9 protein-coding genes are annotated in these 11,942 nt (G+C 70.9%); 5 read left to right on the forward strand and 4 right to left on the reverse strand.

The annotated features are described in order from the left end of the window. Nucleotides 1–90: 90 nt before the first annotated feature. Nucleotides 91–777 carry a hypothetical protein gene (locus O1G21_RS33660; protein WP_270149028.1) on the reverse strand — a complete coding sequence of 229 codons (687 nt, stop codon included), beginning with the start codon at nucleotides 775–777 and terminating at the stop codon, nucleotides 91–93. 70 nt (nucleotides 778–847) lie between these two features. After that, entirely contained in the window at nucleotides 848–4,033 is a 3,186-nt protein-coding gene (locus tag O1G21_RS33665; protein WP_270149029.1) for a CHAT domain-containing protein, read from the reverse strand. Between the two features lie 227 nt (nucleotides 4,034–4,260). Here O1G21_RS33665 and O1G21_RS33670 point away from each other — a divergent pair, with 227 nt between their 5' ends. From O1G21_RS33670 to O1G21_RS33680, 3 genes are all read left to right on the forward strand, one after another. After that, nucleotides 4,261–4,491 carry a hypothetical protein gene (locus O1G21_RS33670; RefSeq protein ID WP_270149031.1) on the forward strand — a complete coding sequence of 77 codons (231 nt, stop codon included), beginning with the start codon at nucleotides 4,261–4,263 and terminating at the stop codon, nucleotides 4,489–4,491. 839 nt (nucleotides 4,492–5,330) lie between these two features. Continuing rightward, on the forward strand, nucleotides 5,331–5,693 hold the full coding sequence (locus O1G21_RS33675; RefSeq protein ID WP_270149033.1) for a CAP domain-containing protein: 363 nt from the start codon (nucleotides 5,331–5,333) through the stop codon (nucleotides 5,691–5,693). A gap of 534 nt (nucleotides 5,694–6,227) precedes the next feature. After that, nucleotides 6,228–7,754 (forward strand): autotransporter outer membrane beta-barrel domain-containing protein, encoded by a 1,527-nt coding sequence (locus tag O1G21_RS33680; RefSeq protein WP_270149035.1) that lies wholly within the window; start codon nucleotides 6,228–6,230, stop codon nucleotides 7,752–7,754. A 46-nt stretch (nucleotides 7,755–7,800) separates the two neighbouring features. On the opposite strand, the gene O1G21_RS33685 is transcribed toward O1G21_RS33680, so the two are convergent. Together O1G21_RS33685 and O1G21_RS33690 are read right to left on the reverse strand one after the other, a co-directional pair. Continuing rightward, the gene (locus O1G21_RS33685; RefSeq protein ID WP_270149036.1) at nucleotides 7,801–8,871 is read right to left on the reverse strand and encodes a peptidase; all 1,071 of its coding nucleotides are present in this window, start codon (nucleotides 8,869–8,871) and stop codon (nucleotides 7,801–7,803) included. A 31-nt stretch (nucleotides 8,872–8,902) separates the two neighbouring features. Then, a complete protein-coding gene (locus O1G21_RS33690; protein WP_270149037.1) occupies nucleotides 8,903–9,460 on the reverse strand; it encodes a hypothetical protein in 558 nt (185 codons plus the stop codon). Nucleotides 9,461–10,132: 672 nt separating this feature from the next. Between O1G21_RS33690 and O1G21_RS33695 the strand changes: the two genes are divergently transcribed. Both O1G21_RS33695 and O1G21_RS33700 read left to right on the forward strand, forming a co-directional pair. Further along, complete coding sequence (locus tag O1G21_RS33695; RefSeq protein ID WP_270149039.1) at nucleotides 10,133–11,002, forward strand: Vgb family protein; 870 nt, start codon at nucleotides 10,133–10,135, stop codon at nucleotides 11,000–11,002. Nucleotides 11,003–11,444: 442 nt separating this feature from the next. Then, the gene (locus O1G21_RS33700) at nucleotides 11,445–11,672 is read left to right on the forward strand and encodes a hypothetical protein (protein WP_270149041.1); all 228 of its coding nucleotides are present in this window, start codon (nucleotides 11,445–11,447) and stop codon (nucleotides 11,670–11,672) included. Nucleotides 11,673–11,942: the final 270 nt, after the last annotated feature.

The raw sequence follows: 11,942 nt of genomic DNA on the forward strand, positions 1-11,942 counted from the left end.
AGCTACTCGCGCTCATCGACCAGCAAGCACCGCCCCTCGACCCGCCGAAGATCAGTTGTCCGGCCGGGCCGGAGGGTGAACTTGGACCGTTCAGTCGGACGAACCGCTCAGCTTGAGCCGGGGATTGAACGCGACCTTCCGTTTGCCGAGCAGCGGGATCGTCCCCTGCCAGCCGCGCACCGTTACCTTCGCGCGGAGGGTCACCTGCAGGTCCTCAGGTACACCGGTGTCCGCGAAGCCGGCCAGGACGCTCAGTTCGCGGTCGGCGCGCAGCGGGGTCTCGCCCGCGCGCTCGAACGTCCACTTGGCCAGCTGCATGTCCTTCCCGCTCGCCTGGAGCGTGGGGAAGTAGACGTCCTGCTCCGTGCTGCGTTCACGCGCGATCTCGGGGGCCAGCTTGGTCACCGTCTTGTCGAAGGAGAGCCCGCCGGTGCGCTTCCTGACCACCTTGACGGGCTGGTCCGCGACCTCGGAGCCGGGGCTGAGGTCCAGCACCCGGCCGGGCCTGACCGACAGGCTGACGCTCAGCCAGTGCAGCTCGCACTCGGGATGCGGGTGGCCGACGCACCGCAAGGGAATCTCGAGCACCACGCTGCCCGCGGGGGCACCGGCGTCCGGCTCGACGGGCCCGAGGCTCAAGGTGAACCGGTTGTCCTTGGCCAACAGGCGTACCTCCTTGTCGAGTACGGCCGACTCGCCGTCCCGCTCGCCCAACGCCGCCTCGTCCACCTCCATGTCGAACTCGACGCAGGCTGCGCCGTCGGGCACGTCCACCATTTCAGCTCCTCCAGATCTGAGGCTCGGTCAACCATCCCGGCGCTGCTGCAGATTTACCCGATCTGCCGGTTCAGGTCCAGTCTCCCACGACCACGAAGGCCCCCCAGTGGTAGAGGTGCCTCTGCGGGTCCGGCCCACCGGCGGACCTGAGGGCCGCCCGATGCAGGGCCAGCGGTGCACCGGCCCCCAGTTCCTCGTGGAAGGCGGTGAGCAGCTCGGCCGCGGAGTCGTCGGCGACCTGCCACTGGCTGACCACCACGCACGAGCTGCCGCCGAGCAGCAGGGCCCGCGTGAGGCCCACCGGCTCGTCCCCGGGCCGCTGCTCGTTGACCCCGGTCTCGCAGCCGCTGAGCACCACCGTCCCGCAGGCGGCGGTCTGTCCGCCGAGCAGGGCGGAGGCCCGCAAGCGGCCGTCCGCGAGATCCATGCCGCGCTCGAAGCCGTCCCCGACCGACAGGACGCCGTGGGCGGCGAGGTGGACCAGGCCGTCCTCACGCAGGGCCTCGCGCACTCGGGCCAGTGAAACGTTCGCCCCCAACTCGGCCTTCACTCCTAGGAGGTCGGCCACGACCCGGGCCTCGTGCACCGCCCTGGGCAGGTTCTGGCGCGGATCACCGAACACCGCCGCCCGCCCCCGCCTGGCCTCACCCGCCCGCCTGGGCCGCTGCCACAGCCCGTGCAGGATCGCCGCCGAGGGCGCGTAGCACACGGGGTTGCGCAACAGCAGCGGGACGCCGTCCACGGGCAGGGTGTGCAGCGGCAGTTGGTGCAGCAAGCCGTACGGCACCAGATGGACGAGATCCCCGGGAGCGGACCACTCGGCCAGCGGGGACACCAGCGGCGCGAGGCGATACCAGTCGCTCACGTCGCCCTCGTAGTCCTCCATCATCATCCGGACCCCGCCCGGCACCTGGAACCACATCCGGGCCGACTCGGCAAGCGCCTCGTACGACAGCGGCACCGCGGCCATGCGGGGTTCGTCCCAGTCCGACCGCAGTCCGTACACCAGCGTGCCGGCGGGCACGCACCGGTACTGCACGAGCAGCACGCGCCGCCCGTCCGCGCGCTGCTCCTCCGCCTTCAACGCGATGCGCAACCGCGCCACGGTCACGGGCCCGGGCAGCGGGATCCGGCTGATCCGCCCTTCGTCGGACTCGCCGAGCGCCTCGACGCCGTCGAGCAGCGCCCGGGCCTTGGCCCGCTCCAGCCACCACAGGGCGGCAGAGCTGTCCCCCAGACGGTACTGCTGGAGTTCGAAGCCCAGCCGGTAGACCTCCTCCTTCCCCCGGACCGCAGCCATCCTGGCGGCCTGCGCGCGCTCCGGAGCGGTGTCCGCCACGGCGGCCTTCGACCTCAGTCGGTCGATCGCGACGGCAGCGGCGTCGAGGAGCCGGGCGCTCGCCATCCAGCGTTCCCGGCGCACCTCCTGGTCCGGGTGCCGGTCTCCCGACTCCAGGGCGTTGACGGCCCGGTGGAAGGAACCGCGCCACGCCTCGCCCGCGTAACCGGCCCGACGGCGCAGCTCGGACGCCTCCGCCAGCAGAGCGTTCGTCTGCTCATACGCGTCGGCTCCCATCCGGTTGACCTCCATCAGGGTCAGGGCCTGGAACGAGAGCGTGTCGGCGAGCAGGAGACCCAGACCGTAGCCGCGGCAGACCGCCTCGGCGAGCGTCAGATACCGGCCGCAGCCGTCCCAGTCCCGGCGGATGAACGCCTCCTGGTGCCTGAGGTGGCACAGCTTGACCAACTGAACGTGGGCCGCGAGGTCGGGCGGCGTCTGCCCGAGGAGCCGCTCCGCCGCGGCGAAGCGCTCCTCGATCTCGGCGGGGGACGACACGGGGACACCCCGGCCGGCGGCCACGGCCGCAACCCACGCCGCCGTGGCCAGGCACTGCGCCTCCTCCGACCGCAGGCCCTGCCGGTGTGCCTGCGCTGCGCCCTGCAGCAGGACGGACACCGCCTCCCCGGGGCCGGAGTCCGCCAGGTGGGTACCCAGCGACAGAGCCACGTCCGCCGCCAGTGGCGACGGATGACCGGTCGACGCCGGCCCGTCCTGGACCTCGCGCAGTGTCGCCGCAGCCTCCTCGGTCAGCCCCATCAGGGAGAGCGCCGCGCTGCGCTGCACCGCCTGGGCAACGGACTCCTGCATCGAGCCCGATTGCGGGGAGGTGTGCAGTTCGGTCTGGCCGAAGTGGCCGCGCCGGGTCAGGTCCTCCAGGAACGCCGCCTGACGGGCGCTCTCCGCCGCCCACATTCCCGACTGCTCGCTGAGGGCCTGCGCGCGGACCAGGTGCCGCTCGGCTCGGGCCGCGTCCCCGCGCACCAGGTGCCAGCTCGACAGAGTCTGGTGGACCGACAGCTCACTGCCGATGTCACCGCCTTCACGGAAGCCACGGACGGCGGCCCTGGCCATGCCCTCGCCCGCTGGGACCCCGTACCGCAGCAGCAGGTCCGCAGCCGTCCACCGCGCCCGGGCGCGGGCCATGACTCCGCCTGCCTCGCGGATCCGGTCCGCCACCGCCTCCAGCGCCCGTACTCGCGCGCCCCAGGACTCCGGCGGAGGAGGAGCGCTCCCGAAGGCGTTCGCCTCGAGGATCTCCTCCAGGTCGGCCTCGGCCTGGAGGAGGTCGCTCTCGGCCACGGACCACAGGTCACCGCGGGCCTGGGCGGTCTCCCTCGCCCGCCCCAGCCACTCTGTCGCGCCCCCCGGGTCGGCCGGTGCAAGTCGCAGCAGCCGGAACGCGCGACGCTGCACCCGCTCGGCCGAGCGCGGTGCACCCACCTCCCGGCACAGCCGTACGGCGGTCGCCGCGTGGCGCAGTGACTCCTCCCGGCGCTCCGGTCGGCCCCCTTCGAGGGAGAACAGCACCGCACTGACCAGACAGGCGAACTCGGCCGCCCCGGCCCGATCGTGCGGGGAGCTCTTCGGGGCAGCGACCACCGCCTGGGCATCCGCCAGCAGCTGAGCCGCCAGGCCCGGCTTCGCCTCCGGCGCCTGGGCGAGCAGCGGCGGGTACCGCATCCACAGGCCGGCCGGGCTGGACGAGGCGAAGCACCCCTTGGCGCGCTGGACCATCGCGGCCGCCGCCCCGACCAGCCCTCGCTCCAGCAGCGAGCGCAGGACGACCACCCAGGCCGCCGCATCGCACCGCAGCGACTCCTCTCCCAGCTCCGAGACCACCCGCTCCAGCGCGCGGTACCGCCGCTGGTCCAGCAGGCTCTGGAGCACCGCGCCTTCCGCTGCTCCCGATCGCACCGACACCAGCTCCCCTTCCAAGGATGCGGCCGGGCCGGCCGCCGAGGGCGATCGAGCACTCCCCAGCGCCCGTCCCGGCATGCTCACAGCGTGTCCCGCACCTGCCCCGTACCGCAGGAAGTCCGCCGTATCGCAGCAGGACCCAGCGCAGGGGCGAGGAGGCCGACCGAGTCGCCCAGAGCAACATCTCCGTCCCTTCGGCCCCAGCTCTCACCGTGGATTACGACATGCTTCTCACCCAGGAGTGCGGCGCTGACCGCATCGACGATTACACCCGAGCCTGGGCGCTGTCCACCAAGGACGTCCTCGACCGGGTCAAGGGGAACGGGGACAGATCCGGCGCGACCCGTGGGACGACGGCCCCGCGCACCCCGGCGCTGTCCCTCCTCGCCTTCACGACCGGCACGGTCCTGGTCGCCCTCGTCCTGTTCCGCTGGGAGCACGCCGAGTCCCGCTGACGAGAGCACCGCACCCGAATCGGAAAGGCCCCGCCCTCCCGGACGAAGTAGGAAGACGGGGCCGCGGACGGGGCGTACGCGCGCACTCGAGGGCCCGGTCGGCCAACGTCTCTCGGTCCACCCGAATCCGACCCCGCGCTGGCGTCTACGCCGGGCTCCCGGCCGGGGAGTCCGAGCATCTGGTCGCGGACTGCCGGGCCGGCCGTCAGGACGGCTGTGATCCCCCTCTCGCGAAGTGCCCGGCAGTTAGTTGTTATCGCCACTGAGCCTGCCGGTCTCCTCTGATGTCGGCGCAAGAGGCGTCGGCCGGCCAGGGGCGGCGCGCGTGGAAGTACACGGCCGTGCAGCCGCTCCGAGCCGCCAGGAAGAGCCAGGAGCCTTTCATGCATTCCGTTCGTCGTAGGCGGAGGATCGCCGTCGTCATGGCCACCGGTGCCATAGCCATCGTGCTGAGCGCATGCGGTCCGGACAACGGCGGATACGTTGCGGACACGGCAGGTGCCCCGCCGGCGACGGCGGCAGCGACCGGCATCGCCTCCCCGGCGGCGTCCGCCTCCCCGGCGGCGTCCGCCTCCGCGACCAGTGAGGGAGCCACACCGCCTCCGGCCACGGCCGCGCCGACCAGTCCGACAGCCACCACGGCCCCCTCCAGCCAGGCCACGGCGAAGGCCCGGACCCGGACTCCGACCCCGAGCAGGTCCGAGGACCACCGGAGTTCGGACAGGGCGACGTCGGCCAACGCCCCGGCGAGCCCCGGTCGCACGACGTCCGCGCCGGCCCCGGCGAGCCCCGACACCACGGGAGCGGACCGGACCGCCGGCAGTGCCGAGGCGCTCTCGTTGAAGCTGATCAACGAGGAGCGTGCCCGCAACGGCGTCCCTGCCCTCGTCGTCAAGGCCGACCTGACGGACTTCGCCGTGCAGTGGACCCGCCACATGCGCGAGACCGGGTTCGCCCACTCCGAGAACGCCTCCGGTGCCGGGCCCAGCCTCACCGGTAGCCGGACGCTGACCGGAGAGTGCATTGTCATGTGGAGCGACGCCTCGCTCACGGGGGAGCAGGCCGCCGAGCGGTTCCAGGAGATGTGGACCGAATCCCCGGGGCACCACGCCGCTCAGATCAACCCCCGTTACAAGGAGATCGGTATCGGCCTCTACCACGACTCCAGCGGCTGGTGGGGCGTGCACGAGTTCGCAGGCTGACGCAGGGCACCGGTGCCGGTCCGGGGACACCGCCGAGCATCCCCGTCACGTGGTCAGCACGGAGACGGCATCACCGACCAGCTTCGACCCGAGGACGAAGAACGGCGCGGACATGACGGCCAGGAAGCTTCGCCATCGTCGAACGTGCTGGTCGGGGGTGCTGGCGCGGTGGTTCTTCGGGGCACGGGTGCTGTCTCCGGAAGCGGGGAGAGGGCGGGGAGTCGCCCGGGACCTCGTGGGCCGGGCGGCTTGTGAAGATGCCGCGGCGGCGGGCGGGGAGGTCCCGCCCACCGCCGTGTGGTGTTGGTGTCGGGCGCGAAGCCGCCGGTCGTTCAGGCCGACGCACGGGTCGCGCATTTCGCGGCGCCGGCGACGGCGAGGTAGTTCGGGTGATGCCGACGAGCCCATCACGCTTCGTCACCACCGACTACGGGACAGAGCCATTCGTCGGCCAGGAGTCCGACACGCTAAACGGGGGCGTGACCTCACACAGGAGCATGTGTCCAATATGTGGCATTTGATACGTTTTTGGCCATGCTGAGGATGGTGGACGTGACGGTGAGACCCGCGATTGGATTCTCGGGCATCGCCCGGGCGGGTAGTGGCCGACGTGTGCGAGGCAGTCATGGGCCGGCCGATGCGCCGGCACGTCACCCTGACGCGTCCCGGGTTCCGGGTCCCGGCCGTCTGGTCGCGAGCGGATATATCGGCACCCGTAGACGATGCCGCCTGCCACGCGCGGTCTGCGCCATGGTCCTTGCCCTCGCATCCGCGCTGACCTGGGTCGTGACCGGCCCGTTGGACACCGCCCGGGCCGCAACCGCGTGTACGGCGACCTTGTGCGTCCTCAACGCGAGCGCCGCGGACGCTCTGTACGTCCACCCCGGAAGTGTCCAGGTCACCGGCAGCATTCTGGTGAACTCGACGAACAGCCAGGCGGCGCTCGTCAGCGGCGCCACCTCGGTCATCGCGAACGGGGGCACCATCGGCGGCCCGGCGGCGCCGGGCGGCTTCGCCACGTCGAGCGGCGGATCGTACAGCCCGGCCCCGACCAACCAGCCCGCCGGCACCGACCCGTATGCCTCCCTGGCCCAGTGCCCGGCCGCGTCGGCCTGTCCCACGACACCGAGCCCGCCGTTCCCCACTGTCAACCACATCTCCGGGAACCAGACGATCAGTCCGGGGGTGTACTCCAGCATCTCGTCCCTGGGGGGCATGCTCACCCTCAATCCCGGCACGTACGTCATCACCAGCACCATCGGTCTGACGATCTCCGGCGGGAAGCTGAACGGCACGGGAGTGACGATCTACCTCGCCTGCCCCTCCTACCCGACTGCGTGTGCGGCGGGCACCAGTGGTGCGCCCTTCACCGTCCAGAGCGGAGGCAAGACCACTTTCAGCGCACCGACCACGGGGGCCTTCACCGGTCTTTCGGTCATCGCCGACCGCAACAACACCGCGGGGGTCTCGGTCGCGGGAAACGGCACCTGGCTCACCGGCGGCGGCGTGCTCTACACCGCCGCGGGGAAGCTGACGGCCGCATCCGGAGGCAAGGCCAGCTTCACCGGCGCGGTCGTGGACAGCGTTGAGACCAACGGCAGCAACAGCTCCCAGATCAGTGTCATTCCGACCACGGGCACGTTGTCGATCAGCGTGCCGGCCCCCGCGGGCCTGGGCAGTGCGGCGCCCAGTGGCACCGTCAGTGCGGCCCTCGGCTCGGTGACCGTCTCGGACCAGCGAGGACTGAGCACCAGCTCGTGGACGGCGACGGTGTCCGCCACGAACTTCACCACTGGCGGCGCCACCGCCGCCGAGACGATCACCACCTCGAACGTCGACTACTGGTCCGGAGCCGCGACGAACACGAACGGAACCGTGACGGCCACACCGGGCCAGAGCAACGCCGCGGCCGAACAGGCGCTCAGCAGCGCGAGAACCGCCTTTACCTCCAGCGGAAGCGGAAGTAACTCCACGAGCTGGATCCCCACGCTGGTGGTCAACATCCCCGCCGCCGCGGTTCACGGCACCTATACGGGCACCGTGACCCACTCCGTCGCCTGATGTCGCGATCCCCCGCCGATGAACGCGGTCCGGGCGCGCGTCGGGTTCAGCTCGCCCGCCAGCGGCGAGCCATCCGGAAGCCGCAGGCGACCAGGAGAGCGACGGCTGACACGCCCACGGCAATGCCCGGCAGCATCGAAGCGGACTCCGTCCCGTTCGGTGTGACCGACATGCCGGTTTGGGAGCCGTTGGGGAAGGTGATCGTGGCCGTGACGGTGCGTTGGATCAGACCGCTGGCCAGTGTGAGGTGGACCTTCCAGGGGCCGTTGGGAAGCTGCTTGTCCAGGGGGACGGTAACGGGCTCGGTCTCACCGACGCCGAGCGTGGTGCCGAGGTTCGCAGTGAAGGGGCCGGCGGTGAGGGACCCCGGTCCGTCGGTCATCGACATCGATCCGGTCAGGTCGAGGGCGCGCTTGCCGGTGTTGTGGACCTTGGCGACCACCCTCGGAGTGCCGTCGGGGGCGCGCGCGGGAGTCAGCTCCTCGATCTGGAAGTCGGACGGTGGCTCGCCCCCTGGACCGACATCGAGGTAGATCCGGACTCCCACCCTGTTGACCAGGCGGACGTTCGCAGCCGGCCCGGCAGCGCCCGCGACCTGCGCCCACAGGACTGCGTACCGTTCGCCGGCGGACGCCTTCGGCGGCACCCGGACGGTGACTCGGACCACGGCCGTGCCGTGCGCCGGGACGTCACGCACGGCGGCGGACGGCGGCGTGGACGGCCGGGTGGACCCTTCCGCCTGCTGCGTGCCGCAGCCCGTCGTCTCACTGGACACATCCGAGTCCGAGACGCAGTCGTCCACGGAGACCCAGGTCGTGAGCTCGTTGGGGGTGCGGTCGGCTTCGACGGTGAAGGCGCCGCCGTTGACCGCGGCGGAGCCCGCGTAGAGGTCGACGTGCTGGTCGACGTCGGAGGTGTTCGTCACCTGCAGTCGGCGGTGGATGACGCTGCCGGGCGCCAGGTGGTCCACGATGTACATGTGTGCGCGCGGGTCGGGTTCGCGGTCCCGGGGCGCTTCGAGCAGCTTGAGGCCGATGCTGCCCTCGGCGGCGGAAGGTGGCGTCTCGCGCTGGGTGGCGGCCGCGGCCGTGCTCGGCCCGAAGGCCAGTGCGAGCACCGCCGCGGCAGTACACAACAGGCGTGCCGGGCTATGCGATCGAATGTGTCACCGTCCCGGTGTAGGTGCCGTTCACCGCGCTGTTGGGGATCGCGATGACGAGCGTGGGGTTCCATGTCGCGGAGTTGTTGCCGGTGCCCCCGGTGAGGCTGTAGGCGGTGCGGCTGACGTCGAGGGTCTGCGCCTGGCCCGCCGTGGCCTGACCGGGCGTGAAGACGCCCAAGCCGGTGGTGGAGCTCGCGGTTCCCGACCAGTAGGAGACCGCGCTGGCCGGGATCGTCTCCGCGGCCGTGCCGCCGCCGGTCTTGAAGCTGGTGGAGATCACGGACGCGGTCCAGGCGGCCGTGAGCAGGGCTCGGGTATCGGTGACTGTGACATTGCCCAGTTGTCCGCTGAGGGTGTTTCCGGGCAAGCCGCTTCCCAGGCCCGCCGAGCCCGGGACGGAGATCGCTAACGAGCCGCCCGAGACCGAGAACGTGACCGTCGTGTCTCCGGGTGCGGCGCTGGCCACTCCGGCGACAGCGACAACGGTCGCGACTCCGGCGACCACGGAATATCGGATGCGCATGGGCTTCCCTTCGTCGTCCAAGCCTGGAACGGCGATGACCCAGCTACCGTCCAGTGGCGATACATATGATTATCCGCATGCACACAGCAATAAAACTCCATTCACTCGACCAGCCGAATGCGACCACGACGGGCCGGTCCTGCACTCGGTCGGATCGGGAAACGAACACATCATCGCCGATCGGAAGGGCTTACGAAATGAAGTCATATGAGACTCACTTGACCGGATCTCGAAGGGCGAAGTCTGATATTTCGCTCCAATCCATGTTTTTGACGCCGACCCAGCGGGGATTGTACGTGTGCAGCGCGATCGCGAAAGCGATATCGGCCTGAGCCTGCGTGTCGCGGTATCGGACCGGCTGCACCGCCTCTCTCGCCTACGGGCCGGACGTCGGTGATGCGTGTCGTGTCGGCGCTCCGGCTCCCGCGGTGTCCTCAGGAAAGGTGTCTGATGTCCCACCGCCCCGGCCGCTTCAGGCGGCTCTATCGTGCGCTCGTCGTCCTGGCCCTGACGGCTGTGGTCGGCGCGCCCGGCACCGTCGCCTTCGCCGGCTCCCCGCACTCTCCCGGATCCCTGCGCCCGGGGGTGAAGTCCTGCCTCCGGCACCGGGGGCCGGTGGGGCTCGTGCGCTGCCTCGGGAACCACCACCGACCGAGCGCGTCACAGCCCCGCCTGACCTCTACCATCAACGAATTGGCGACACCCACCGCCAATTCGGCCCCGGTCGGCATCACCGCCGGGCCGGACGGCGCCCTGTGGTTCACCGAGAACTCCGCGAACGCGGTGGGGCGCGTCACCACGACCGGCACGTTCACCGAATACGCGGTGCCCACCACCGGCGCCGGGCCGGCCGATATCGTCGCCGGGCCGGACGGCGCCCTGTGGTTCACCGAGTCGAACGCCGGCAACATCGGCCGGATCACCACCGGCGGCACGGTCACCGAGTACGCGGTCCCGACCTCGGGCGCCTACCCGTGGGGCATCACCGTCGGGTCGGACGGCGCCCTGTGGTTCGCGGAGCCGGGCGCCAACCAAATCGGCCGGATCACCACCGGCGGCACGGTCACCGAGTACGCGGTCCCGACCGCTGGCGCCTACCCGCTGAGCATCACCGCCGGGCCGGACGGCAACCTGTGGTTCACCGAAGTGCTCTCCGGAAGCATCGGCCAGATCACCACCGGTGGCACGATCACCGAGTACGCGGTTCCCTCGCTTCTCTCGCTGCCCATCGGCATCACCGCCGGCCCGGACGGCAACCTGTGGTTCACCGACGCCGGAGCGGCGCAGATCGGACAGGTCACCACCGCGGGCGTGTTCACCGGCTACGATCTCACGGATGCCGTCTTCCCGTTCCCGTGGGGCATCACCGCCGGGCCGGACGGCGCCCTGTGGTTCGCGGAGAACGCCGGCAACGACATCGGTCGAATCACGACGTCGGGGACGATCTCCGAGCTGGCGATCCCGACCTCCGGCGCGAGCCCGTTGGAAATCACCACCGGATCCGACGGCAACCTCTGGTTCACCGAGAACTCCGCGAGCCAGATCGGACAGGTAGTCCCCTGACGGGACCGGCAAGGTGAACAGTCACCCAGCCGGGCCGCTCCCGCTCCCGCCATGGACTGGGCGGGAGCGGTCGCCGGCGGGCCGAGGTCGGGAAGCTGGACGACCCGACCCGGTTCTGATCCGATCCCGGGATCGGGATGACCGGATCCGGTGGCAGTCGGATCGCAAGTCCGATCAGTGCGTGCTACGAGGCACGAAAGTGTTCCGGAGAGGTACATATGACTATGCGCAGCTGGACGGCCTGACAACCATCAGGTTGCGTTGGGACCTCGACCGCGGCCATCGCCGCAGCTCCGTGCCGGAGCCGAAAAGTTGACGCACACCCGCGGCCCCATGCCCCCGGAGCTGCTGAGTTCCCCGCGCAGTAGCCGGACCGCCTGCTCCAGCCGGCCGTGACCGCGGTGGACTGTGGGGGGAGACCGGGCGGCCAGCCAGCGGACAGATGCGCGCGATGTGGAACGCCGGCGACATCCCCGGCCGCATCATCGAGATCATCATCCCCAGCGGATTCGAACGCTACTTCCGCGACCTCGCCGACCTGATGGTCGACAGCACCACCGACCGGTCCGCCTACCTCGAACTGGCCGCGACCTACGGGCTGACCTACGGCCACCCCGACTGGCTCGACGACGTCGTCCAGCGCTATGGCCTCACCCCGCCGACCCACTGACCCACACTCAGAACCTCTTCGTGGCAGAGGGCGTCCGGCCGGAGCGAAGCAGATCGAGTACAGGATCTACCGGGTCCCGTAGACCGCTCCATTCGGCTCGGCAACGGCCAGATTCCGGTGGTACCACCGGCGCAGTGCACCACCGGCCGCCGGACCGAGAACGTGGAGGCAACGCCGTCGCGCAGGGCCCGCCCGAGGCGACCGACGTGGCGGATCCGGTGGCGGAGGTGGAGCGCAGCCTCGCCGCCGCCGGCGAGGGGACGTCGGCGG

The sequence above is a fragment of the Kitasatospora cathayae genome (genome assembly GCF_027627435.1).
GTDB classification, from domain to species: domain Bacteria; phylum Actinomycetota; class Actinomycetes; order Streptomycetales; family Streptomycetaceae; genus Kitasatospora; species Kitasatospora cathayae.

Excerpts from the sequence above, each read along its gene's own strand:
- O1G21_RS33670 (WP_270149031.1), top strand. The coding sequence starts at position 4,261 with ATGCTTCTCACCCAGGAGTGCGGCGCTGACCGCATCGACGATTACACC.
- O1G21_RS33680 (WP_270149035.1), top strand. The coding sequence starts at position 6,228 with ATGCTGAGGATGGTGGACGTGACGGTGAGACCCGCGATTGGATTCTCG.
- O1G21_RS33660 (WP_270149028.1), bottom strand. The coding sequence starts at position 777 with ATGGTGGACGTGCCCGACGGCGCAGCCTGCGTCGAGTTCGACATGGAG.
- O1G21_RS33700 (WP_270149041.1), top strand. The coding sequence starts at position 11,445 with ATGCGCGCGATGTGGAACGCCGGCGACATCCCCGGCCGCATCATCGAG.